Source organism: Gilliamella sp. wkB178 (assembly GCF_001690705.1).
GTDB classification, from domain to species: domain Bacteria; phylum Pseudomonadota; class Gammaproteobacteria; order Enterobacterales; family Orbaceae; genus Gilliamella; species Gilliamella apicola_K.
On sequence record NZ_LZGK01000013.1, the window covers coordinates 579,468 to 603,489 of the forward strand.

General features: G+C 36.9%; 22 protein-coding genes. 17 read left to right on the forward strand and 5 right to left on the reverse strand.

All coding sequences use genetic code 11. The features are described from left to right. Positions 1-10: 10 nt before the first annotated feature. Complete coding sequence (locus A9G13_RS06830; RefSeq protein WP_065556839.1) at positions 11-598, forward strand: acyl carrier protein phosphodiesterase; 588 nt, start codon at positions 11-13, stop codon at positions 596-598. Positions 599-661: 63 nt separating this feature from the next. Here the strand turns inward: A9G13_RS06830 and A9G13_RS06835 are convergent, their stop codons facing one another. Next, positions 662-2,752: a 3-hydroxybutyrate oligomer hydrolase family protein gene (locus A9G13_RS06835; protein ID WP_176701959.1), complete on the reverse strand. Its 2,091-nt coding sequence runs from the start codon at positions 2,750-2,752 to the stop codon at positions 662-664. Between the two features lie 121 nt (positions 2,753-2,873). Then, positions 2,874-3,788 (reverse strand): HTH-type transcriptional activator IlvY, encoded by a 915-nt coding sequence (gene ilvY / locus A9G13_RS06840; RefSeq protein WP_065556841.1) that lies wholly within the window; start codon positions 3,786-3,788, stop codon positions 2,874-2,876. Between the two features lie 205 nt (positions 3,789-3,993). Here ilvY and prfC point away from each other — a divergent pair, with 205 nt between their 5' ends. The 12 genes from prfC (at position 3,994) to A9G13_RS06900 (ending at position 19,110) form a co-directional block, all read left to right on the forward strand. Beyond that, a complete protein-coding gene (prfC, locus tag A9G13_RS06845; RefSeq protein ID WP_065556842.1) occupies positions 3,994-5,586 on the forward strand; it encodes a peptide chain release factor 3 in 1,593 nt (530 codons plus the stop codon). Between the two features lie 98 nt (positions 5,587-5,684). Next, the gene (gene ptrA, locus A9G13_RS06850) at positions 5,685-8,579 is read left to right on the forward strand and encodes a pitrilysin (protein WP_081301184.1); all 2,895 of its coding nucleotides are present in this window, start codon (positions 5,685-5,687) and stop codon (positions 8,577-8,579) included. Between the two features lie 100 nt (positions 8,580-8,679). Then, complete coding sequence (locus A9G13_RS06855) at positions 8,680-9,552, forward strand: helix-turn-helix domain-containing protein (RefSeq protein ID WP_065556843.1); 873 nt, start codon at positions 8,680-8,682, stop codon at positions 9,550-9,552. Positions 9,553-9,582: 30 nt separating this feature from the next. Beyond that, positions 9,583-10,863, forward strand: coding sequence for a 3-phosphoshikimate 1-carboxyvinyltransferase (gene aroA / locus A9G13_RS06860; RefSeq protein WP_065556844.1), 1,281 nt, complete (start codon positions 9,583-9,585; stop codon positions 10,861-10,863). 1 nt (position 10,864) lies between these two features. Beyond that, positions 10,865-11,545 carry a (d)CMP kinase gene (gene cmk, locus A9G13_RS06865; protein WP_065556845.1) on the forward strand — a complete coding sequence of 227 codons (681 nt, stop codon included), beginning with the start codon at positions 10,865-10,867 and terminating at the stop codon, positions 11,543-11,545. A 112-nt stretch (positions 11,546-11,657) separates the two neighbouring features. Further along, the gene (gene rpsA, locus A9G13_RS06870) at positions 11,658-13,340 is read left to right on the forward strand and encodes a 30S ribosomal protein S1 (RefSeq protein WP_065556846.1); all 1,683 of its coding nucleotides are present in this window, start codon (positions 11,658-11,660) and stop codon (positions 13,338-13,340) included. A gap of 98 nt (positions 13,341-13,438) precedes the next feature. Continuing rightward, positions 13,439-13,729 carry an integration host factor subunit beta gene (ihfB, locus tag A9G13_RS06875; protein ID WP_065556847.1) on the forward strand — a complete coding sequence of 97 codons (291 nt, stop codon included), beginning with the start codon at positions 13,439-13,441 and terminating at the stop codon, positions 13,727-13,729. Between the two features lie 307 nt (positions 13,730-14,036). Beyond that, positions 14,037-16,346, forward strand: a complete 2,310-nt coding sequence (locus A9G13_RS06880) for a DNA internalization-related competence protein ComEC/Rec2 (RefSeq protein ID WP_065556848.1) — start codon at positions 14,037-14,039, stop codon at positions 16,344-16,346. Positions 16,347-16,423: 77 nt separating this feature from the next. After that, positions 16,424-17,431, forward strand: coding sequence for a tetraacyldisaccharide 4'-kinase (gene lpxK / locus A9G13_RS06885; RefSeq protein ID WP_065556849.1), 1,008 nt, complete (start codon positions 16,424-16,426; stop codon positions 17,429-17,431). Between the two features lie 3 nt (positions 17,432-17,434). Beyond that, positions 17,435-17,632 (forward strand): Trm112 family protein, encoded by a 198-nt coding sequence (locus tag A9G13_RS06890; protein ID WP_065556850.1) that lies wholly within the window; start codon positions 17,435-17,437, stop codon positions 17,630-17,632. A gap of 18 nt (positions 17,633-17,650) precedes the next feature. Beyond that, complete coding sequence (gene kdsB / locus A9G13_RS06895) at positions 17,651-18,418, forward strand: 3-deoxy-manno-octulosonate cytidylyltransferase (RefSeq protein ID WP_065556851.1); 768 nt, start codon at positions 17,651-17,653, stop codon at positions 18,416-18,418. Continuing rightward, complete coding sequence (locus A9G13_RS06900) at positions 18,418-19,110, forward strand: DUF2461 domain-containing protein (RefSeq protein WP_065556852.1); 693 nt, start codon at positions 18,418-18,420, stop codon at positions 19,108-19,110. The genes kdsB and A9G13_RS06900 overlap by 1 nt, the downstream gene beginning before the upstream one ends. Before the next feature lie 65 nt (positions 19,111-19,175). Here A9G13_RS06900 and A9G13_RS06905 read toward each other — a convergent pair whose 3' ends face one another. Both A9G13_RS06905 and ssb read right to left on the reverse strand, forming a co-directional pair. Then, entirely contained in the window at positions 19,176-19,838 is a 663-nt protein-coding gene (locus A9G13_RS06905) for a MarC family NAAT transporter (protein WP_065556853.1), read from the reverse strand. Between the two features lie 118 nt (positions 19,839-19,956). Beyond that, a complete protein-coding gene (gene ssb / locus A9G13_RS06910; protein ID WP_065556854.1) occupies positions 19,957-20,475 on the reverse strand; it encodes a single-stranded DNA-binding protein in 519 nt (172 codons plus the stop codon). 218 nt (positions 20,476-20,693) lie between these two features. Between ssb and corA the strand changes: the two genes are divergently transcribed. The 4 genes from corA (at position 20,694) to A9G13_RS06930 (ending at position 23,414) form a co-directional block, all read left to right on the forward strand. Next, a complete protein-coding gene (gene corA, locus A9G13_RS06915; RefSeq protein WP_065556855.1) occupies positions 20,694-21,635 on the forward strand; it encodes a magnesium/cobalt transporter CorA in 942 nt (313 codons plus the stop codon). Positions 21,636-21,758: 123 nt separating this feature from the next. Beyond that, positions 21,759-22,715: a glucokinase gene (locus tag A9G13_RS06920; RefSeq protein WP_065556856.1), complete on the forward strand. Its 957-nt coding sequence runs from the start codon at positions 21,759-21,761 to the stop codon at positions 22,713-22,715. Between the two features lie 31 nt (positions 22,716-22,746). Beyond that, on the forward strand, positions 22,747-22,995 hold the full coding sequence (locus A9G13_RS06925) for a YcgL domain-containing protein (protein WP_176701960.1): 249 nt from the start codon (positions 22,747-22,749) through the stop codon (positions 22,993-22,995). Beyond that, positions 22,992-23,414: a YcgN family cysteine cluster protein gene (locus tag A9G13_RS06930; RefSeq protein ID WP_065556857.1), complete on the forward strand. Its 423-nt coding sequence runs from the start codon at positions 22,992-22,994 to the stop codon at positions 23,412-23,414. Before A9G13_RS06925 ends, A9G13_RS06930 begins: the two co-directional genes overlap by 4 nt. A 38-nt stretch (positions 23,415-23,452) precedes the next feature. Here A9G13_RS06930 and A9G13_RS06935 read toward each other — a convergent pair whose 3' ends face one another. Beyond that, the gene (locus A9G13_RS06935; protein ID WP_065556858.1) at positions 23,453-24,010 is read right to left on the reverse strand and encodes a YggT family protein; all 558 of its coding nucleotides are present in this window, start codon (positions 24,008-24,010) and stop codon (positions 23,453-23,455) included. Between the last annotated feature and the right edge of the window lie 12 nt (positions 24,011-24,022).

The window sequence follows — 24,022 nt, forward strand, 5'->3', positions numbered from 1 at the left end:
CAACTTGCTCATGAATATTTTGGCTCATTTACATTTGGCCACTTTGGCCAATAGTTCATTGATTGGTAATACGGTGGCCGATTTTGTGAAGGGTGATCCTTATGCCATTTATCCGCAAGCGATTGCCGATGGTATTATGTTGCACCGTAAAATCGATATTATGACCGACAATTTGCCGGAAGTTAAACACGCCAAATTATTATTCCGGAAAACTCACCGCCGGGTGGCGGCGATTGCTTTAGATATTGTTTGGGATCACTTTTTGTCTAAATATTGGCAGGATTATGGGGTAACGCGTAATGTCAGTGAATTTAACCAAACCACACAACAACAAATCCAGCCATATATTGATGGCTATCCGCTAGATTACCAGCATTTTATGCAGGCTATGTGGCAAGGTAAATGGTTAGAAAATTATGCCAACCTTGATTTTGTTGGTAAGGCGTTATCTGGTATGGCTTCCAGACGGCCTAAATTGTATTTATTGCAACAGACCATTGATGATATTGAACAGCACTATGTGGAATTAGCCGCGTTATTTTTTGAATTATACCCGCAAATGTGCGTAATTATGCAATCAGACTACCGTGGTCATTAAACTGCTAAGGCAACGGGTAACTGATTAAGGTTACCCGCTGATCATGGTTAAGCTGTTGTGCAATTAGTTAGGTAAAGTGATGCGATTATTGTCTTTTTTAATCAGATCTTTGCGATTTGGCGATTGTGCAATCGGTACTAAGTTTTTAATGGTTACGCCGGTAGTATAACCACTTTTACCCCCTTGAGCTTTGGCATGGACGATTTGACTTTCCGGCAACGTTGCTTTGGTGGTTAAGTTTGCCCATAACCATTCCATAGCGTCCTCACCATAATAATCAATCGGCAGTAGGGTGTTGTCAAATGGGATTTCACCATTGAGATAACTGGTGTTTTCAACTTCGATATAGCGTAGTTGCGAGGTTTTATTTTCCACTTGATTATTTAAAGCTACATAAGCCCGGGCGTTATCGGGTAATTGTTTAACGTTATTACGAGCCTGCACAATAAAGGTTTTAGTTTTATTTAAATTAGCAGTCATTGCGACTTGATTGAGCCCTTTTTGCACTTGCTTACTTTGCAATTTTTTAGTTAAACAAATGGCGCCTTTAGTATTGTAATCAACCTCTTTTTGTTCCTGTGAACTGGAGTAAAAGTCGCGCCTAGGGGAATTAAGATCCTCGTTGTTGACCAGATCGAGAATAGTGGACTCATTTCCTAACCATAATGGTAGATGTCCGTCAGCATAGGCCCAAATTTGTTCAAATTTTACTTCTGTTAGTGGTTTAACTAATCCTATATAGTAAATCGGATCTTGTTGGGTACTGGCTACCGAATAGTTACACATATTGTCGGTAACATCAAAACGGCCATAAGCACTGATATATTGGTAAGGTAAACCGATTGATTCTTTAAAATAAAAATAAGGTAGTTGTAGATCCATGTCGGCGCTCCAACCATATTGATGTAATTTGTCGAGAGCTTCTTGTGGGTTAGCGGTTGTTAGTAATTTGGCTTTTTTTAGAGCATCACAGCGTTTTTGAGCATGGATAAATCTATCAGCAAGCGGAACCAAACTATCCGGATTATTAGCTACAATTGCTGGCACTGCACACGGAATATATAGTGAGGCATATGAGCTATAATCGGCAATTGATTTGAATGCTAATTTTCTTTCAGTTTCATTGCCCAATTTTATGGTAATTGGGGTTTTGGGGGCAGTCACATATATTTGTGGATTAACAGCCACGATGCCTTTAATGATGTTGTCTTTATCGAGTTCACCCGCTTTTAAGGCGGCACCACCACCATCAGTGGCACCATAAACTAAGACTATGGTATTGTCTTTGTCAAAAATTATTTCTTGGGTTTTGGAAAATTCGGCATTGAGTTGATAAAAGGCAAATTCAATCGATTTGAGTACGAATTCACCCCAACGTTGTTCGGAATTCTGTCTGGAGTGTAACTGTTTTACGGCATAACGATCCGGATATTGTTGGCTATATTCAACTCTATTATTAATTTTAGGGGCAAACATTAAATTATAGGTCTGGGTGGCACCATCAATGCTGAAACCGCGTTGATTAGTAATATCATAAATGCCGTTACCTAAAGCCTTGTCATTATAAACCACCGCACAATTATGCTTTAATCCCCACAAGCCGCGAATTTGTAAATCTTTGGCATTAAATAAGCCATCGGAGTCAGTAGCGGGCACGGCCACAATGCACGGTTTTTTGGTGTCAAAATCCAGTGGAATTTGTAATAATAAGCCCACTTTTTCATCTTGATTATTGATGATCGCTAGTATTTCAGTACCGGCAATTTTACCATCAAATAGTGGGGTTAAATCCTTACGTTTAAAGCCGAATAACGAACCTTCACCTGTTTTAGGGTTTATGAAGCGATTTAGTTTAGCTTGTCTAAGTTCATGAGTAGTCGGTTTGGCTGGGTCGGCAAAAGTAGTCGCATTATTAGTCGAGGATAAGCGCGTAAAACCTAAACCGGCAGTAACTAGATCGTCCTTATCACCATCATAAAAAGTGGAACTAACTAAGGTTAACCAATCTGGTTTTTGATTTAATTTAATTTCAGGACGAATGATATTTATACGTTTATCTACTTTAGTTGCATTAGTTGCAGCTTGCAATGAGTAGGGCATAGTCAAAGTAATTAAAGTAAGTAAAGATGCTAACGTTTTTATTTTTATCTTCATCGTCATTACATTTATTTCCTATTTTTTCTTTATTAAAGTTCTATTCAGAAAATTATAAACAACAGAGTTGTAAGCGTCCAATAATATATACGGTATAACATACTCTGGCGTTGATGCTTTATTATATTGCATTCTTTGAATTGTTGACTAGTTCCGGATTTGATGAATTCCAAAATGCCGCAATCATTCTTTCAGATAGGCGCCTTTTTTGTACACAGATGCCTACGTCGAAGGGTTGCATTAAGTTGGTTGACCATTCGGTAATGCGTTCCCTAATCCTTTCCGGACTGTTTTCCATAACGACTTTGGGTAGTAGTGCTACGCCACAACCAAGTGCCACCATAGAGACTATCGCTTCATGCCCGGCAACCGTAGCGTAGATTTTCGGGTTGGAGATTTTTTGTTGTTTAAACCATAAATCAATGCGGTGCCGGCTAGGCCCATGTTCCGGTAAAATAAACGGTATATTGTGCCAATCTGGCTTTTTTTGATGCAATTTATCGCTGAATGAACTGTTCAGTTTTGGAATAAGTAACACCATTTCAATCTCGCCCATTTTTAAAAACTCGACTCCAGCAGGTAATTGTTTTGGCCTTCCGGCAATGGCTATATCAGCGTCGTTAGATTGGATTTTTTCTACAGCATCGGCGGCATCACCGGTAGAGAGTTTAATTTCAACAAATGGGTAATTAATGCGATAGCGATCCAAAATATCGGGTAAGTGACTGTAGGCAGCGGTAACTGAACAAAAAAGTTTAAGTTCACCAACTAATTGCTGATCTGAATTATTAAGGTCATGTTGTAATTGTTGATGTAGGTTAATTACTTGTATTGCAAAGCGTTTTACGCGTTCGCCAACTTGGGTAATTTGTACTTGACGATTATCGCGAATAAAAAGGGGATGACCAAAGTGTTCTTCCAGGCGTTGAATTTGCCGTGACAAAGTTGATGGACTTACGTGCATGGCATCGGCCGTCATGCCAAAATGGCAAGTTTCACATAAATGTAAAAATAATTTTAAATCACGAATGTTCATTACTGCTTCCGTTCATACTTTAAGGTTGTGTTAACCTGAATTTTTTTGTCAGGAGGTTACCAATAAACCGGCAACTGAATATCTGTGTATTATGCATAGTTAACTTAATAAGGTAAATAGCTCAAGTAGTAACATGCATGGCAATATAAAACGATACCTGCTAGAATACGCGATTATTTTTTGCTAGATAAAAACAGTTAATTTTATGACAGAACAAGCTTATTTAGATGAAGTTAATGCCCGCCGTACGTTTGCGATAATTTCACACCCGGATGCCGGTAAAACTACGATTACAGAAAAGGTGTTATTGTTTGGGCAAGCCATTCAAACTGCAGGTACAGTGAAAGGGCGGGGTGCTAATGCTCAGCACGCCAAGTCAGATTGGATGGAAATGGAAAAACAACGTGGTATTTCGATTACGACCTCGGTAATGCAATTTCCATATAATGACTGTTTAGTTAATCTGTTAGATACTCCCGGGCATGAGGACTTTTCTGAAGATACTTACCGTACGCTCACTGCCGTTGATAGTTGTTTGATGGTGATTGATGCGGCCAAAGGGGTTGAGGACCGTACTCGTAAATTAATGGAAGTGACGCGCCTACGCAATACACCAATTTTAACTTTTATGAATAAGTTAGATCGGGATATTCGTGACCCCATGGAACTTTTGGATGAAGTTGAAAACGAACTTAATATTATGTGCGCGCCTATTACTTGGCCGATCGGTTGTGGTAAGTTATTTAAAGGTGTTTACCATTTAGCTAAAGATGAAACTTATTTGTATCAGTCTGGACAAGGGCATACTATTCAAGCAGTGCGCATTGTTAAAGGTTTAACTAATCCTGACTTGGATGCAGCTGTCGGTGAGGATTTAGCTCAGCAACTGCGTGATGAACTTGAATTGGTGCAAGGTGCTTCTAATGAGTTTGATTTAGAGGCATTTTTAGCGGGTGATTTAACGCCGGTATTTTTTGGTACTGCGTTGGGTAATTTTGGGGTCGATCATATGCTCGACGGTTTAACCGCTTGGGCACCAACCCCACAACCAAGGCAAACCGATAAACGCGAAGTGGCAGCAACCGAAGATAAATTCACTGGTTTTGTGTTTAAGATTCAAGCTAATATGGACCCAAAACACCGCGACCGAGTGGCTTTTTTGCGCATCGTTTCTGGCAAATATGAAAAAGGCATGAAATTACGTCATGTAAGGATTGCTAAAGATGTGAACATTTCTGATGCCTTGACTTTTATGGCGGGTGATCGTGAGCAAGTCGATCAGGCGTATGCCGGTGATATTATTGGTTTGCATAATCATGGTACCATTCAAATTGGTGATACTTTTACTCAAGGTGAAGATCTTAAGTTCACCGGTATTCCTAACTTTGCACCAGAATTGTTCCGTCGGATTCGTTTAAAAGATCCACTTAAACAGAAACAGTTATTAAAAGGTTTAGTGCAGTTATCCGAAGAGGGTGCGGTGCAAGTATTCCGCCCTATAATTAACAATGATTTAATTGTGGGTGCGGTTGGGGTGCTGCAGTTTGATGTGGTGGTAGCGCGCTTAAAATCTGAATATAACGTTGAAGCCATTTATGAACCAGTTAATGTAACTACGGCGCGTTGGGTTGAGTGTAGCGATGTCAAAAAACTGGAAGAGTTTAAACGTAAATGTGAGCAAAATTTAGCGTTAGATGGTGGGGATAATCTTACTTATATCGCCCCAAGTATGGTTAATCTAAATTTAACTCAAGAACGTTACCCGGATGTTGAGTTTAGAAAAACTCGCGAGCATTGATTTTTTGATATTGGGGTAAACCATACTATAACTAAGCTGTATTGAGTTAATAGTGAACCCTAAGAATTTACGATAATCCCGTTAAGTGAGTAAGTATCATGAACTATAAAACCAGCAAAATTGTTACTTCGATTATTAGTTGTTGTTTATCCTTGTCGCTTGCTGTTGCACCTGTTACTTTTGCCAGTGAAAATAAACTTACCAGTTCCGTTTTGCTGGAGAAAGTCCAACAAAGCGATCGCGATAATCGTCAATATCAAGTGATTGAACTAGCTAATAAGATGCGGGTGTTGTTGGTTTCTGATCCTAAGGCAGTAAAATCATTAGGGTCGCTGGCATTACCGGTAGGTTCTTTGCAAGATCCTCAGGATCAGCAAGGTTTAGCTCACTATACTGAACATATGGTATTAATGGGGTCACGAAAGTACCCTCAACCGGCTAGTTTTTCACAATTTTTGAATCAACATGCCGGTAGTTATAACGCTAGTACTGCAGCTCATAGAACGGCTTTTTACTTTGAAGTGGAAAATAGTGCCTTTGATTCGGCATTGGACTATTTGGCCGATGCTATTGCTGAGCCAATTTTAGATCCACAATTTGCTGATAAAGAGCGTAATGCCGTAAATGCTGAAATGACGATGGCAAGATCTAATGATGGTTTTAGGATTGGTCAAGTTGATTCTGAAACCATTAATCAACAGCACCCGGCAGCGCAATTTTCAGGTGGTAATTTACAAACGTTAAGCGATAAATCAACCAATAAATTGCAAGATGCGTTAGTTAATTTCCATAAAGATTATTATTCAGCCAATATCATGGTAGGGGTGATTTATAGTAATCAAGCCATGAGTAAGTTGACCAAATTAGCGGCCACGACTTTTGGCCAAATCCCCAATAAAGAGATTCAGGCACCACAAATTGATAAACCGGCATTGACTGCGGATTGTTTAGGTAAACAAATTGCAATGGTGCCGGCACAGCCTAAAAAATTGTTGTTGTTACAATTCCCAATAGAAAATAATTTAGCTAAATTTGCTGACAAGAGTGATGAATATATTGCTTATTTGTTGAGTAACCGTAGTCAAAATACAGTGTTTGATCAATTACAAAAACAAGGTTTGATTGAAAGTATAAGTGCTACTAGTAATCCGATTCGTTATGGTAACAGTGGGATTTTTAGTATTAATGTTAATTTAACTGATGATGGGTTGGCGCAAAAAGATAAAGTAATTGGCGCCATTTTTAATTATTTACAATTGATTCAAACAGAAGGTATTTCGGATAGTTATTATACCGAATTAAAAAAAGTATTGGCGTTAGAATTTAAGTATGAAGATATTGAAAGGGATATGTCATATGTTGAGTGGTTGTCGGATCAGATGCTACTTTACCCAATTCCAAATGTGTTAAATGCTGATTATGTTGCCACTAATTTTGATAAAGCCGCAGTCGTTGCCCGCCTTAAAAGTTTAACCCCTGAAAATGCCAGAATTTGGGTGATTTCACCAGATCAGGGTACCGATAAAACAGCTTATTTTGTTGATGCACCATATAAAGTCGACAATATTACTAATTCGCAAATAGCTAATTGGTTAGATTTAGGTAAAAGTTATGCCTTTACTTTACCAGAATTGAACCCTTATATACCGGATAATTTTACAATTATTAGTTCTAACATTAATCAATCCCAACCGGCTGAGTTTAGTAAACGAGGTAACCATTTACATTTTGTTAGCCAATATTTTAGTCAAGAGCCTAAAGCTGCTATTGTAGTTTCATTACGTAATAATCAAGCCTTTAGTGATGTTAAATCTAAGGTGGCTTTTGATTTGCTTGATTATTTAGTTAGTCGTGATCTTGCTCAATTACAATTTCAGGCCAGTGTAGCAGGGATGTCATTAGCTACCAGTAGTGATAATGGTTTAATGATCACCGCTAGTGGTTTTAATCAACATTTACCGCAGATGATAACTAAAATACTAAGTAGTTACCGCCAAGTGACTATTGATGAACAAGGCCTAGCGTTAGCTAAGTCGTGGTATTTACAAAACCTTGATGCAGCCGAACATGCTAATAGTTATGTATTAGCCGTTAAGCCAGTTAATGCATTGTCTGAGTTGCCACACTATTTTGAACGGGATCAACGGCGACAAATAACTGCAGCAATTAGTATTAATGATATTTTAGCTTACCGTGATAAGTTGTTAACTTATTCAGTACCTTATATGCTTAGTCTGGGTAATTTGTCGAATGAGAATTCATTAGATCTTTACCATGCCATTCAAAAAACCTTAAACCGGAATGTGGAATTTACCCCATTAACTAATATTAAAATTAATAATTCGTTAACAGCCAAAATCACACAGCAGGCTAAAAGTACCGATAATGCTTTGATGATGAGTTATATTCCGTCTAATTATGACGAAGTTACTAGTCGCATTTTAAGTTATACTTTGTCTAAAATTATATCACCTTGGTTTTATGATCAATTACGTACTAATGAGCAACTCGGTTATGCAGTATTTGCTGTGCCAACGTTAGTAGGTGAAGCAACCGGAATGAGTTTTATTATTCAGAGTAATCAATACGATCCGGCATATTTATTAAAACGTTATCAAGAATTTTATCCAACTATGCAAACCAAATTGCAAGCATTAAGTAAAAATGATGTTGAGCAATACAAAAATGCAGTGCTTGAAGAACTGACTATGCCGCCGCAAACATTAGATGAGGAATTAGCTCGTTATATGCCTGATTACCGTTTATCTCGTTTCGCTTTTGATTCACGGGATAAAAAAATTGCGCAATTGAAAAAAGTCACTCAGCAAGATTTAATCAATTTTTATGATCAATCAGTGATGCAACACAAAGGATTAGTTATGGCATCGCAAGTGTTGGGTACCAGAACGGCTGACGCAAAACAGCCTCAAGCTATAACTGAGTTTACTGAATTTGAAAATGCATCAGCTTTACAGGATGTTTTATTAAAATAACCCGCACAAACGTATAGCTGGCCTGAAACATCCTTACAAAAATTGGCATTGTTATCACCTTATGATACACTGCCAAAAACTCGTATAAATTGAGTGGATTATGATTACAGGATCGATTGATTATTGTGCTATTGGCCAGCGATTACGTGCTTACCGTATTGCGGCTTCATTAAAGGCTGAAGATGTGGCTGAAAGCCTTAAAATTTCCCGAGCTGCGGTTTATCGTTTAGAAAAAGGTGAGATTGTTAAAATTGAAACCTTAGAAAGGTTAGCATTTTTGTTAGACACTTCCTTGGCTAGTTTGCTTGGTATTGATACTGAATATTATTCGAGTGGTGAAGGTTTTTTTGAACGCATGCGCCAGTTAGAACAGCAATCAACCCATATTTATTCGCACTTTGATCCTTTTTCTTTTTTATTAACCTCTCCTGATTATTTGAATCATTTAGCTTTAATGTTAGATGAATCAAGCGAGTTACAACCCAAACCAGATTATGCTGTTACCCTATCTATTTTAAAAGAACGTAAACAGCAGTTTTATCAGTCAGAGCCAAAGATTATCAATTTAATTAGTTTACGTAATGTAGAACGTTTTTTACATATTGGTTTGGTTGGTAATTTAACTATTTCGCCAGGTAAAAAATCGGAACGAATGTTACTGGCACGCAAAGAGGTTTTTAATTTAATTGAATTATTAGAGCAACAATCTTTTGCCCCCACTATTGCTATTACTCAAGAAGCTATTCCGTCCATCACTTTTCAAATTTTTTATCGTGATGAACAGCCAATCTCATTAGCAATGAGTCCTTTCCGATTAGGTGAACTGCCTAATGTTACTACAGGTATTGCGTCGATTACCTCGTCTAATGATGCAATTAAGCGCTATCGACATTTGTTTGATAAGTTATGGCAAAATAGTGCTAAAGATCGTCAAGCAATTGATTTGTTGAAAACCACGCTAGAAAAATTTTAAATAGTATTAAAAATATTAAAGAGAGTCTGCATGTTATCCTTAACATTACAACCTATAAAAAGATTTAATGGTACCATTAACTTACCCGGTTCTAAGAGTGTGTCTAATAGAGCATTGTTATTATCTGCTTTAAGTAAAGGGGCAACCCGTTTAACTAATTTGCTCGATAGTGATGATGTGCGTTATATGCTCGATGCTTTGGCTGCGCTAGGGGTGAATTACCAATTATCGCATGACCGTACTATTTGTGATATTGAAGGCCATGGTGGCGTATTGCAATCGCAACATGCGTTAGAATTATTTTTAGGTAATGCCGGCACAGCTATGCGTCCGCTGACTGCGGCTTTATGTTTGGGGCATAATAATGTGATTTTAACCGGTGAACCACGGATGCAAGAGCGGCCAATCGGTCATTTGGTGGATGCCCTGCGTCAAGGTGGTGCTAAGATTGATTACCTTGACAATGAAGGTTATCCGCCATTACATATTTATGGTGGATTTATTGGTGGTAAGATTCAAGTTGACGGGTCGGTTTCCAGTCAATTTTTAACCGCGTTATTAATGGCAGCGCCGTTAGCAACTAAAGATACCGAAATCAGTATTATTGGTGATTTAGTGTCGAAGCCTTATATTGATATTACCATTAAGATGATGGCTATTTTTGGGGTGTCCGTAGTTAATAATAATTATCAAAATTTTGTGATTAAAGCCCAACAAAGTTACCAATCACCGGGTAATTATTTAGTGGAAGGTGATGCTTCATCGGCTTCTTATTTTTTAGCTGCGGCAGCGATTAAAGGTGGTACAGTTAGGGTAACAGGTATTGGTAAACAAAGTTTGCAAGGTGATACTCAGTTTGCCCATGTATTAGAAAAAATGGGTGCCAAAATTACATGGGCTGATGATTATATTGAATGTACCAAAGGTGAACTCCATGGTATTGATATGGATATGAATCATATTCCAGATGCAGCAATGACTATTGCGACTACGGCTTTATTTGCTAAAGGACCGACTACTATTCGCAATATTTATAATTGGCGAGTTAAAGAAACCGATCGTTTAACAGCAATGGCTACTGAATTACGCAAAGTCGGCGCGACAGTCGATGAAGGGCAGGATTATATTACGATTGTGCCCCCAGCTAAATTAATACATGCCGAAATTAAGACTTATAATGATCACCGTATGGCAATGTGCTTTTCATTAGTGGCATTATCGGATACGCCAGTAACTATTTTAGATCCTAAATGTACCATGAAGACTTTCCCTGATTATTTTGAACAATTTAAACGTTTAAGTGAAGAATAAAATGCATATAACAGTTCCGGTTATTGCCGTTGATGGCCCGAGTGGCGTGGGTAAGGGCACTTTGTGCCAAGCCTTGGCCAATCATTTTAATTGGCACCTATTAGATTCTGGTGCTATTTATCGAGTTTTAGCTTTGTCAGCTTTACAAAACAACATTGCTCTTGATGATGAGGCGCAACTAGCTAAGTTGGCGCTTAATTTGCCGTTAATGTTTGATACTACAGCGGCAGAAGTTAAAGTCCTATTAAATGGTATTGATGTATCGAAAGATATTCGTACCGAAGAAACTGGTGGAGCAGCGTCTAAAGTGGCCTCACTTACTCAAGTAAGAACTGCTTTATTACAACGCCAACGTGATTTTAGGCAAGCTCCCGGACTAGTGGCGGATGGTCGCGATATGGGCACGGTGGTGTTTACGGATGCACCAGTAAAAATCTTTTTAGATGCCAGTGCTGAGTCCCGAGCAGAAAGACGCATGAAACAGTTGCAACAGAAGCAAAATCGTGCTAAATTCGCCGAAATTTTGCAAGAAATAACAGCCCGCGATGAGCGCGATCGTAATCGCACCGTGGCACCGTTAAAACCTGCAATGGATGCACTGATAATTGATACTACATCACTTTCGATTCAAGATGTTTTTAATCAAGCTATTATGTACATAACTGAAAAACTCGCCAAGTAAGCAATCTTATTTAGCGAACCAAGCTCCATTATAAGGATATAAGTGGAGTATCGTAAACAACCCCACAAGACAGGATGTAATGTGGACGTTAATATAACTTAAGTAAATAAATATGACTGAATCTTTTGCTCAACTCTTTGAAGAGTCTTTAAATCAACTAGACACTCGTTCTGGTAATATGATCCGTGGTACTGTCGTTGCAATCGACAAAGATGTAGTGTTAGTTGATGCTGGTTTAAAATCTGAATCAGCAATTCCAGTAGAGCAGTTTAAAAATGCCCAAGGCGAATTAGAAGTACAAGTTGGCGACGAAGTTGATGTCGTGCTTGACTCAATTGAAGATGGCTTTGGCGAAACTATTTTATCTCGTGAAAAAGCTAAACGTCATGAAGCGTGGCTTACACTAGAAAAAGCAGTTGATGATGCTGCAACAGTTTTAGGTGTAATCAATGGTAAAGTTAAAGGTGGCTTTACGGTTGATCTTAATGGCGTGCGTGCATTCCTTCCTGGTTCGCTTGTTGATGTGCGTCCATTACGCGATACTTCTCATATTGAAAACCGCGAAATTGAATTAAAAGTTATTAAATTAGATCAAAAACGCAACAACGTTGTGGTTTCACGTCGTGCGGTTATTGAATCTGAAAATAGTGCAGAAAGAGAACAACTTCTTGAAAATCTACAAGAAGGTTCTGAAGTTAAAGGTATTATTAAAAATCTTACTGATTACGGTGCTTTCGTTGATCTTGGTGGGGTTGATGGTTTACTACATATCACTGATATGGCTTGGAAACGTGTTAAACACCCAAGTGAAGTGGTTGAAGTTGGCCAAGAATTGTTAGTTAAAGTCCTTAAATTCGACAAAGATCGTTCACGCGTTTCACTTGGCTTGAAACAATTAGGTGAAGATCCTTGGGTTTCAATTGCTAAACGTTACCCAGAAGGTACTAAAGTAACTGGTAAAGTAACTAACTTAACTGATTACGGTTGTTTTGTTGAAATTGAAACTGGTGTTGAAGGTTTAGTTCACGTTTCTGAAATGGATTGGACTAATAAAAATATTCATCCATCTAAAGTGGTTAGCTTAGGTGATGTGGTTGAAGTGATTGTTCTTGAAATTGATGAAGAACGTCGTCGTATTTCTCTTGGTCTTAAACAATGTAAACCAAATCCATGGTTACAATTTGCTGAATCACACAATAAAGGTGATAAAGTAAGTGGTAAGATTAAATCAATCACTGATTTTGGTATCTTCATCGGTTTAGATGGTGGTATTGATGGTTTAGTTCATCTTTCTGATATTTCTTGGAATTTATCAGGCGAAGAAGCTGTTAAAGCTTATAAGAAAGGTGATGACATTGAAGCAGTTGTGTTACAAGTTGATGCCGACCGTGAACGTATCTCTTTAGGTATTAAACAACTTGAAGATGATCCTTTCAATAACTTTGCAAGTAACTATAAAAAAGGTGCAATTGTTAAAGGTAAAGTTACTGCTGTTGATGCTAAAGGCGCAACTATCGAAATCACTGATGGTATTGAAGGCTACTTAAAAGCTCAAGATATTGCTCGTGAACGAGTTGAAGATGCTACAACTGCATTGAAAGTTGGTGATGAAGTAGAAGCTAAAATCGTTAACATCGATCGTAAAACACGTGCTATTTCATTATCAGTACGTGCTAAAGATGAAGCTGACGAAAAAGAAGCTCTTGCCGCTGTAAATAATACTACAACTCAAGAAGACGCGTCATTTACTAACGCAATGGCGGAAGCATTCAAAGCTGCGTCAAAAACTGAATAAAATTATTTATTCTAAAAGAAAAAGAGGGCTTGCCCTCTTTTTCTTTTGTGGTATAAAATAAACCGAATGTATGCCACATAGACAAAATAGGAGTGACCATGAACAGATCGGATTTAGCAGAAAAGATAGTAAGCTGGCGGGCACACCTTCCTGTGCAACTAGTGGATGATACTGTTAGAGATATTATTGAACAGATCATTTTAGCTATGGAAAGTAACGATCGAGTTGAAATACGCGGCTTTGGTAGTTTTAGTTTAAATTACCGCGCCCCACGTAAAGCAAGAAACCCAAGAACAGGTGGTAATGTTGAAGTTAAACATAAATATATACCACACTTCAAACCGGGTAAAGAATTGCGTGAAAGAGTTAACAATGCTATGAAGGCATAATAGTTATACTCCATGTTGGAAGCCTTTGAGTTGCATCAGAGGCTTTATTATTTTTATATTGCTACCATCATTTACTTCAAATCAATACCCTTCAATTTATATTAATCTAAATAGCCAAATTCTAGCTGTCATTTAGCCATTATTGATTAGCTAAATAGTTTTTGTTACTAAAATAAATTAACTAAAAAATTTACATAATTGATAAAACTGGAAGCTAACTCCAAATTATTAACTTGGTTTGTTTTTTGTTAATAACTGCATGCTAGGCTTTAGCATCATTTATTTTCTGTTGTTAACGATAATACCAATGCGTCAATTTTATTCCTTTGATTTGCTAGCACTTGTTTTTGCATTAGGTTGTTTGCCATTAATGTGGTTAACAGCATTACCATCCAATAATCAGTGGTATTTTCTATGCTGTTTATTGGTTATTTGGCTGTTGATTATACCGACTAAATTCCGTCACTATAAGGTGGTTATTGCTGTGTTGTTATTAAGTTTTTTATGGTCAACAGCTTACTCAAAACAATATTTATCTAATACCATTCCTTATATTGATAAAACCTTGTTGGTACAAGCTAAAGTAACCAGTGTGAATACCCGTGGACAATTTACTCAACCAGCAAGTAGCTATATAAAATTTGTTATTATTAATCTAGAAGATCATTCATTAGCCTCAACAATTCCGATTTTAGTTTACTGGGACCAGCCAGATATGCCGATGGCTGGACAAATTTGGCAATTAAAATTAAAAACTAAAGTGGTTCATAGTTATTTGAATCAAGGTGGTTTTGATAGTCAACGTTTTGCTATTAGTAATCGGAGTTTATTAACAGCTAAGGTAGTTTCAGCTCATTTACTAAATGATGAATATAATATTAAGCAGAAGGTGGTTAACCAAGCCTTACCCTATATTAACTTATTCCCTTATCGGGACATTTTACTGGCATTAGCATTTGGTGATCGTTCGCATTTAGAAGATGATAATCGGCAGATTATGTTGCAAACCGGAGTAGCTCATTTAATGGCAATTTCAGGTATGCATATTGCAATGGTGTTTATGTTATGTGCATTTATTTGCAAACTTAGTTTATTATTGGTTTCGCAACGTTTTATTTATTATGGTATGCCAATAATATTTGGTTGGTTATGTGCCTTGTTTTATGCTTGGCTAACTGGCCTTAATCCGCCGGCATTACGAGCTATTTTAGCGTTATCTATTTGGATTTATTTACGTTATCAAAATTATCAAATTAGCTCATGGCAAAAAATTAATCGCATTATTGCTGCTTTATTACTGTTTGATCCTTTAATGATTTTATCTGACAGTTTTTGGCTTTCATGTTATGCGGTGTTGAGTTTAGTTTTTCTCTATGAATGGTTACCTTTACCTAAGTATATGCAGCGTCAAAAACGTTGGTACTTAGTTAGGCTGTTACATCTACAATTGGGTTTGATATTACTTTTGTTACCCATCCAACTTTGGGTTTTTCATGGTACTAGTCTGGTATCCTTATTGACCAATTTAATCGCAATTCCAACAATTTTATTATTAACTTTTCCGATTATTTTATTAGCTTTGTTGTTTAGTTTAATTAATTGTTTCCATGTTGCTTTGGGTTGTTGGTTTATTGCTGAACAGTCACTTGAATGGCTATTTTATTGTTTAAATCAGTTTAACTGTGGTTGGTTTACTATCGCAGCTAATGGTTATTTATTAAGCCTAAGTGGTTGGTTAGTGATCATTGTTATACGTACTGAATGTTGGCGCCGTTTTTTTATGACTTTATTGGTAATATTGGTAATTTTAATTACCCCATTTTTTAAACAACAAGATTTTTTATGGCGTTTGGACATTTTAGATGTTGGGCATGGTTTAGCGGTAATTATTCACAATGGTAAGTCAGCAATTATCTATGATACGGGTGCTAAATGGGAAACAAGTTCAGCCATGCAGCGCGTTATTATTCCTTTTTTACAATGGCATAATTTAGAAGTGCAAGGCATCATCATTAGTCATCAACATAATGATCATATTGGTGGTTTATCTGAGTTACAACAGCTTTACCCTAAAGCATGGGTAATGAGTTCATCCTTTAAATTGAATAATAGTTATCCATGTATTGCCGGTAATAGTTTGACTTGGCAGAATTTAACTTTGCAAGTGTTATGGCCAGATAAATTAGTAGATTATGCCCAGAATGAAAATTCTTGCGTGATCCAAGTTAGTGATGGTCATTTTAAGGTATTGCTAACTGGCGATTTAGAGCGTAATCAGGAATATCAATTAATATCCAGATATCAACAAAAGCTTTCGTCAACTTTCTTGCAAATGCCCCATCATGGCAGTGGCACTTCATCGAGTTATGCTTTTTTGAATTATGTGGCACCTGACTTTTCTTTTGCTAGTACCTCACGTTATAACCCGTGGAAGTTACCATCCTATAAAGTTATTAATCGTTATGAAGAGTTGCATTTACCTTACCATGTTACTGCTAAATCCGGGCAAATGAGTTTGTTTATTCAGCAGAATAACTGGACTTTAAAAACTATGCGCGCTCAAATAAACCCTAGGTGGTATCATGATTGGTTTGGTAGTTTGCCAATTTATGAGTAAAATAAACAAAATTCAGGTGATGAGTAAATATCAATAGTTTAGTGCATTACCAAATATTAATGAGTGAAAGTTAAGTTATGATAGAAAAATTATGGTACGGTAAAAATCACTTGTTTTGGTTACTGTTATCATTTTCTTGGTTATATGGTTTGATTGCTAGTGGACGGCGTAAATTATACCAATTTGGCATATTAAAGTCTTGGCGGTCGCCAGTACCCATTGTGGTTATTGGTAATTTATCTGCTGGTGGTAATGGTAAAACACCGTTAGTAATTAGTTTAATTGAGTCGTTAACAGCAAGAGGCATGCGCGTTGGTGTGGTGTCGCGGGGTTATGGGGGTAAGGCTGATACTTATCCGTTACTGTTAAATGATAATACTACCACCACACAAGCGGGTGATGAGCCGGTACTGATTTATCAACGAACTAAAGTTCCGGTTGCCGTAGCCCCTAATCGTTGCCAAGCGGTACAATTACTTTTAAAACAGCATAAATTAGATGTAATTTTGACTGATGATGGTCTGCAACATTATGCGTTAGCTCGTGATGTAGAAGTGGTTGTAGTAGATGGTAAACGCTTGTTTGGTAATGGTTGGTGGATTCCTGCCGGACCTATGCGTGAGCGAGCTAATAGATTGAAATCTGTCGATTTAATCGTAATAAATGGCGATAGTGTGAATAATCTCGTTAAACAATACCCTAATAAAACCTATACTATGCAATTAGCTCCATTGTATGCGGTGAATTTATTAACCCAAGAGAAAAGGGTATTAACTAATCTACATAATATTTGTGCCATCGCTGGAATTAGTAATCCACAACGTTTTTTTACTATGCTAACTACGCTAAAAGCCGATGTTATTAATACCACATCTTTTGCTGATCATCAAAAATTTACCCCTACATTGTTGGCTAATATAGCTAGTAATGAACAAACGCTTTTAATGACGGAAAAAGATGCGGTAAAATGTCGACAATTTGCGTTACCTAATTGGTGGTATCTACCGATAGATGCGGTATTACCTATTGCGGCAGTAGATCAGATTTGTTCATTGCTAGCTAATATAAAATCACTAAGAGAATAAAAAATGAAACCAATACTCCTTAGCGCTATCGCTTGCCCTAAATGTCATGGTGAACTGCAATATGATGCCGAACACCAACAGTTAATCTGCCAATCAGATAAGCTGGTTTATGCAGTGAAACAAGGCATTCCGGTGTTACTTGAAAGCGAAGCTCAGCCACTGGTTCAGCCATTGGCGCAACCACCAATCATTCAAGAATAGAATATTAAGGCTTTAGTTATGAAATTTTCAGTTATTATCCCTGCTCGCTATGCGTCCAGTCGTTTGCCAGCTAAACCTTTGGCCGATATTCATGGTAAACCTATGATTGTGCGTGTAATGGAACAAGCCCAAAAATCATCAGCTAATCGGGTCATTGTGGCGACTGATCATCAGCAAGTTTTTGAGGTAGTAAAAAGTTATGGTGGTGAAGTTATTCTTACTAGTGATAAACACAATTCCGGTACAGAGCGTTTAGCTGAAGTAATTAATGCCTATCAATTTGCAGATGATGAAGTTATTGTCAATGTCCAAGGTGATGAGCCTTTAATTCCACCTATTATTATTGATCAAGTTGCAGCCAATTTAGTGCAATATAAAACCGGCATGGCTACGCTAGCTGTTCCAATTACTTCAGTTGAGGAAGCCTTTAACACCGGAGCGGTTAAAGTTGTTACTGATAAAGATGGTTATGCGTTGTATTTTTCGCGCGCGACTATTCCATGGGATCGTGATCGTTTTGCTAAAGCTACTGATTTGTATAAGCAAACCAGTATTGGCAATTTTTATCTGCGCCATATTGGCATTTACGCTTATCGTGCTGGTTTTATCCGTCAATATGTTAGTTGGGAGCCTTCAGCTCTTGAGCAAATAGAAATGTTAGAACAACTCAGAGTGCTTTGGTATGGTGAAAAAATTCATGTTGAAGTAGCTAAACAATCACCAGCAATTGGTGTGGATACCCAAGAAGACTTAGAAAATGTCAGGGCATTATTTAAGGAGCAATAATGGCACAATTTAATGGATTTACTCAGGCTGGGCTCAATTTTCTCCAAGATGCTTGGATTAATAATAGTCGCTCATGGTTTGAAGAACACCGTGCGATTTATGATAATGATTTGGTTAAGCCGTTTCGATTGCTTGTAGAACAATTGACTCCGGCAATGCTTAAAATCGATGAATGGTTTGAAACCCGTCCGGCAATAGGTAAAACCATATCGCGCATTCATCGTGACACTCGCTTTTCTCACGATAAATCTTTATATCGAAGTCGTTTATGGTTGACTTTTAAACGCCCCAATCGTGATTGGAAAGAGGCGCCCGCTTATTTTTTTGAGATTAGCCCGGATAGTTATCAATATGGTCTGGGTTATTACTGTTCGTCTAAGCAAACGATGGATATTTTTCGAGAAGAGATTTTGAATGATACCGCTAAATTTCTGCAGGTTATTCGTTGTGTTAAAAAACCATTTGCGTTAGTTGGCGAAAGTTATAAGCGACCATTAATTAAACAACAAGATGAAAAGATTGCCACTTGGTACAATCGTAAAAATCTGGCGGTTATGGTAAGTAACCAGCAAATTGATGATGTGTTAAATGCTGATTTACCTAACAAATTAGCCAAAGGGTTTAAACAGCTAGTACCACTTTATGATTATTTTATGCGAGTGGAAATGATAAAAAATATTCCTAAACTATAATGGTTATTCAATTATAAGTTGCTTATTGAATATGCAATAGTTTAATACAGTTGTAATATTAAAGATTAAATATTGGGAAAATTCAAAATTAATTCTTTGATGCCATTAATAATGAACTGCGTACCAACACATACCAATAAAAAACCCATAATTCTAGAGGTGGCTTCAATACCACTCTTGCCCATAAAACGCATGATACTACCAGCGCTACGCATGCAAAACCATAGAATAATGCATAACAGTAATGGCACTAGAATTGACGCCGTATAAACAACCCAGTTAGAAACATCATAACCACCATTATTTACGGTGGAAGCCATACTAATAATCATGGCTATAGTTCCTGGACCGGCTGTACTTGGCATGGCTAATGGTACGAAGGCAATGTTATTCGATGGTTCTTTCTTTTTAGCATCTGCTTCCAAGGTTTTATGCGATGGTTGCTGTGGAAAGAGCATTCTAAAACCAATTACTCCAACAATTAATCCACCAGCAATTCGTAGGCCAGGAATGGAAATGCCAAATGTGCTCATGATGAGTTGTCCACAATAGAATGAAGCAACCATAATAATAAACACATAAATACAAGCCATTTTAGACTGGTAATTTCGTTCTTCGTTAGTCATATCCCCGGATAAACCGAGTAATAGTACTACCGTGGTTAACGGATTAGTTAACGGAATGAATAAAATTAACCCAAAGCCAACAGTTTGTATAAGCTCTAACATAGATTTACTTAATACCTAATAACCCACAAATTTGTATAAGTATAAATGAAATAAGTAAAATATGATATATGGGCGGCTTTTAATGCCGCCCAATATTAGATGAGATGGAAGAGATGAATTAAAATGGAATATCGTCATCAAAATCCATTGGTGGTTCTGGTGCTTTTGGTTGTTGAGTATTAGCCGATTGGATAGGTGTAGGACTAGCTGCTCCTGGTGCTGATGAAATATTATTAGCACTTTGTCCCCAATTTTGTGGGCTTTCAATACCATCATTATTACCACTACGAGAATGTAATATTTGCAAGGTGCCACCCATAGGATTAACAACAACTTCGGTTGTATAACGATCTTGACCAGATTGATCTTGCCATTTGCGAGTTTGTAATTGGCCTTCAATATATACTTGAGCACCTTTTTTAACATATTCACCAACAATTTCAGCTACTTTACCAAAGGCAACTACGCGGTGCCAATCTGTACGATCGCGAGTTTCACCAGTTTGTTTGTCCTTCCAAACTTCTGATGTAGCAACACTCATTGTAGCTACACTAGTTCCATTTGGCATGACACGAACTTCGGGATCTTGACCTAAATTACCTATTAAAATGACTTTATTTATTCCTCGGCTTGCCATTATTAACTCCTAAAAATTGCCTATATTTATATTAGTGGAGTATTGTAACATGAGACAGAGCTAACATCATCGATTTTAATTTAATATTGGAAGATAGTTTTCAATTTGTAAAGATGGAGAAAGATTGGCTTAGACATAGGAATTTATTACTATTACGAGTATAATGCCACACATTTGTTGATGCAATGTGCTAAAGAATTTTCCTCAAAGGAGGCCTTATGATTAATGCGTTTGGACTAAAAAACAAACAATTAGTGAAAATTAATGAAGGCGATATAAATAATGCGACCTGGATTGATTTAATTGAACCAGAAGAAGCCGATCGCGATTTTGTTTTAACACATTTAGGACAAAATTTAGCAACCAGTATCGAACTAGATGACATCGAAGCATCTGCTCGTTTTTTTGAAGATAATGAAGGTTTGCATGTTCACTCATTCTTTTTTTATGAAGATGCAGAAGATCGTGCTGGTAACTCAACTGTAGCCTTTACTGTGCATAATGGCCGTTTATTTACGCTACGTGAACGTGATTTACCGGCATTTCGTTTATACCGCATGCGGTCTCGTTACCAAGGAATGAATGATGGTAATCCCTATGAAGTATTACTAGATTTGTTTGAAGTAAAAGTCGAACAGTTAGCCGATCAAATTGAAAACATATACAGTGAACTTGAAGAACTTAGTTTAATTATTATGGATCGTTCAGCACAAGAACATTATGACGAAGCCATTACCTCACTGGCTGAACTTGAAGACACTGCGTGGAAAGTGCGTTTGTGTTTAATGGATAGTCAGCGGGCGGTTAACTATTTAGTCCGTCGGGCAAAAATGCCGGTAGATCAATTAGAGCAAGCGCGGGAAGTCATTCGCGATATTGAATCACTAGTACCACATAACGAATCACTATTCCAAAAAGTGAATTTCCTAATGCAGGCAGCAACTAGCTTTATTAATATTGAGCAAAGCCGTATTATTAAAATTTTCTCGGTGGTGTCAGTGGTATTTTTACCTCCGACTGTGGTGGCTTCCGCCTATGGGATGAATTTTGAATTTATGCCGGAATTAAAATGGGAATATGGTTACCCATTTTCTTTAATTTTAATGTTATTAGCTGGTGTGGCACCATATATTTATTTTAAACTCAAAAAGTGGTTATAGATTAAAACTAAACAAATTAATCACAATTCTGGCATTCACGATATCGCCTACAAGGCCATGGTAGCAAATAGATATAATTATATTTAATTAAATTAAAAGTCGATTGTTTAAAAAGAGAATAACATGAATAAATATGCTTTAGTAACTGATATCGGTGGTACCAATGCCCGTTTTGCACTGTATAACTTAGTTACTAATGAGTTATCCGCTATAACTAAAATTGTAATTGCTAAAGATGCAGTATTATTAACTTTAATAAAAGATTATATCCAAGCTCAATCAGTACAAATTGATATGGCTTGTATTGCTATTGCTTGCCCTATTGGCGATGAAGATGTGGTTAATATGACCAATAATGATTTATCATTTTCTCGCTCACAATTAATTAAACAGCTTAATTTAACTAAGCTCGAAGTTATTAACGATTTTACGGCTATATCTTATTCTATCCCCAAACTAACTCAACAAGATTTAGTTAAAATTGGTGGAGAAGAACCTAATCAAAACTATCCGATTGCTATTTATGGTGCGGGTACCGGGCTTGGAGTGTCACATTTAATTAAGGTTAATCAACATTGGATTAGTTTATCGGGTGAAGGTGGACATACTGAATTACCTATGACTAATGCAGAAGAAGACAGTATTTTAGCGCAGTTACGCAAAAAATTTGGGCGCGTGTCAACTGAACGGTTTTTATCGGGTAGAGGCTTGGTAAATATTTATCAGGCATTATTGCAAATTAATAACCAACCAGTGGTTGAAATTACACCAGATGTTATTGTGCAACAAGCCTTAGCAAATAGTTGCCCAATTTGTTTACAAACATTAACTCACTTTTGTACTTTCATGGGACGATTCGGTGGTAATTTAGCATTAACACTTAATACTCAAGGTGGTGTGTATATTGCTGGTGGTATTGTGCCACGGTTTATTGAGTTTTTTAAATCTTCGCCATTTAGAAGTGCATTTGAGAATAAAGGTCGAATGTTATATTTAATGAAAAAAATACCGGTGTATGTTATTACTCATGAAGACCCCGGTTTACTTGGTGCTGGTGTATATTTACAAAATAGTCTTTAGTGATAATAGGGTATTGAAAGGATATTATTTTATGATGTGGTGTTACATTTATCGGAGTACTAAAAAAGAAAATTGTTATTTATATATGGAAAATGAGAACGATTTTTCGCCAATTCCTGAAAAGATACTTTCTATTTTTGGTACCCCAGTATTTGTTATGAAGGTATTACTTGATGGTAAAAGGCGTTTTGTAGTTGGTAGTTCTGATGAAATTGAACAAAAAATAAAAAGTGATGGATTTTTTTTACAAATGTTATCGGAAGATGATTTCAAAGTATGATTGAGCCATTTTGGGAATATAAAACCTTAGATCAAATGACTGATGAAGAATGGGAACAGCTTTGTGATGGTTGTGGTCAATGTTGCCTGAATAAATTAATCGATGAAGATACGGATGAAATTTTATATACCAATGTTGCTTGTAATTTATTAGATTCGAATACTTGCCAATGCCGGCATTATCATAACCGTTTTGACTATGAGCCTGATTGTATTAAATTAACTCGTGTAAATCTTTTTACCATTGAATGGTTACCATTAACTTGTAGTTATCGTTATTTTTCGAACCATGGTCGCCTACCTGAATGGCACCCGCTTATTACCGGTAATAAAAAACAGATGCACAAATTAAAAATTTCGGTAAAAAATCGGATTGTTTATGAAAAAGATGTGATTTGTTGGGAAGATCATATTATATAAAGTAAAGGGAGCCAGTGCTCCCTCATTTTTATGTTGATTTAAAGTAAAATCCACAAAAAACCAAAAATCTCAATAGCGAGCATATTGAGGAAAATAAGAACAAATACAACAATCATAAATGAAATATCTATAACCCCAATTGGCGGCACTATGCGGCGAATAGGTGTAACTAAAGGCTCAGTTAACTGGGTTAGAAGTTCATCTGCTGTGGATTGTCCTCGACTTACCCAGCTTAAAATAGCCCTAAATAGTAGCAACCAAAATAGTAAATGTCCTAGTGCATGAGCTATAGCCGCAAAAGCAAAGAATAGATAATCAATATTCCAAATAGGTGCATTAATGGTTCCATAATATAAAACAAAAATGACTTTAATTAAGGCAACTACATATAATAGTATCCAAGTGGCGGTATCAAACCGTCCAATTGCAGGAATGAGTCTGCGTAATGGCCCAATGATAGGTTGGGTAATACGGACAATGAATTGAGTAAATGGATTATAAAAGTTGACGCGAATGCGCTGCATCCATAATCGTAGAATTAGAATATATAGGCAAACAGTTAAAATCGTTTTTCCTAAAAAGAAAAGCGCTGCCATTTAAAACTCCTT

What these genes read in the sequence shown, in the direction of transcription:
- A9G13_RS06830 (WP_065556839.1), top strand. Translation starts at nt 11, where the DNA reads ATGAATATTTTGGCTCATTTACATTTGGCCACTTTGGCCAATAGTTCA.
- A9G13_RS06835 (WP_176701959.1), bottom strand. Translation starts at nt 2,752, where the DNA reads ATGAAGATAAAAATAAAAACGTTAGCATCTTTACTTACTTTAATTACT.
- ilvY (WP_065556841.1), bottom strand. Translation starts at nt 3,788, where the DNA reads ATGAACATTCGTGATTTAAAATTATTTTTACATTTATGTGAAACTTGC.
- prfC (WP_065556842.1), top strand. Translation starts at nt 3,994, where the DNA reads ATGACAGAACAAGCTTATTTAGATGAAGTTAATGCCCGCCGTACGTTT.
- ptrA (WP_081301184.1), top strand. Translation starts at nt 5,685, where the DNA reads ATGAACTATAAAACCAGCAAAATTGTTACTTCGATTATTAGTTGTTGT.
- A9G13_RS06855 (WP_065556843.1), top strand. Translation starts at nt 8,680, where the DNA reads ATGATTACAGGATCGATTGATTATTGTGCTATTGGCCAGCGATTACGT.
- aroA (WP_065556844.1), top strand. Translation starts at nt 9,583, where the DNA reads ATGTTATCCTTAACATTACAACCTATAAAAAGATTTAATGGTACCATT.
- cmk (WP_065556845.1), top strand. Translation starts at nt 10,865, where the DNA reads ATGCATATAACAGTTCCGGTTATTGCCGTTGATGGCCCGAGTGGCGTG.
- rpsA (WP_065556846.1), top strand. Translation starts at nt 11,658, where the DNA reads ATGACTGAATCTTTTGCTCAACTCTTTGAAGAGTCTTTAAATCAACTA.
- ihfB (WP_065556847.1), top strand. Translation starts at nt 13,439, where the DNA reads ATGAACAGATCGGATTTAGCAGAAAAGATAGTAAGCTGGCGGGCACAC.
- A9G13_RS06880 (WP_065556848.1), top strand. Translation starts at nt 14,037, where the DNA reads ATGCGTCAATTTTATTCCTTTGATTTGCTAGCACTTGTTTTTGCATTA.
- lpxK (WP_065556849.1), top strand. Translation starts at nt 16,424, where the DNA reads ATGATAGAAAAATTATGGTACGGTAAAAATCACTTGTTTTGGTTACTG.
- A9G13_RS06890 (WP_065556850.1), top strand. Translation starts at nt 17,435, where the DNA reads ATGAAACCAATACTCCTTAGCGCTATCGCTTGCCCTAAATGTCATGGT.
- kdsB (WP_065556851.1), top strand. Translation starts at nt 17,651, where the DNA reads ATGAAATTTTCAGTTATTATCCCTGCTCGCTATGCGTCCAGTCGTTTG.
- A9G13_RS06900 (WP_065556852.1), top strand. Translation starts at nt 18,418, where the DNA reads ATGGCACAATTTAATGGATTTACTCAGGCTGGGCTCAATTTTCTCCAA.
- A9G13_RS06905 (WP_065556853.1), bottom strand. Translation starts at nt 19,838, where the DNA reads ATGTTAGAGCTTATACAAACTGTTGGCTTTGGGTTAATTTTATTCATT.
- ssb (WP_065556854.1), bottom strand. Translation starts at nt 20,475, where the DNA reads ATGGCAAGCCGAGGAATAAATAAAGTCATTTTAATAGGTAATTTAGGT.
- corA (WP_065556855.1), top strand. Translation starts at nt 20,694, where the DNA reads ATGATTAATGCGTTTGGACTAAAAAACAAACAATTAGTGAAAATTAAT.
- A9G13_RS06920 (WP_065556856.1), top strand. Translation starts at nt 21,759, where the DNA reads ATGAATAAATATGCTTTAGTAACTGATATCGGTGGTACCAATGCCCGT.
- A9G13_RS06925 (WP_176701960.1), top strand. Translation starts at nt 22,747, where the DNA reads ATGATGTGGTGTTACATTTATCGGAGTACTAAAAAAGAAAATTGTTAT.
- A9G13_RS06930 (WP_065556857.1), top strand. Translation starts at nt 22,992, where the DNA reads ATGATTGAGCCATTTTGGGAATATAAAACCTTAGATCAAATGACTGAT.
- A9G13_RS06935 (WP_065556858.1), bottom strand. Translation starts at nt 24,010, where the DNA reads ATGGCAGCGCTTTTCTTTTTAGGAAAAACGATTTTAACTGTTTGCCTA.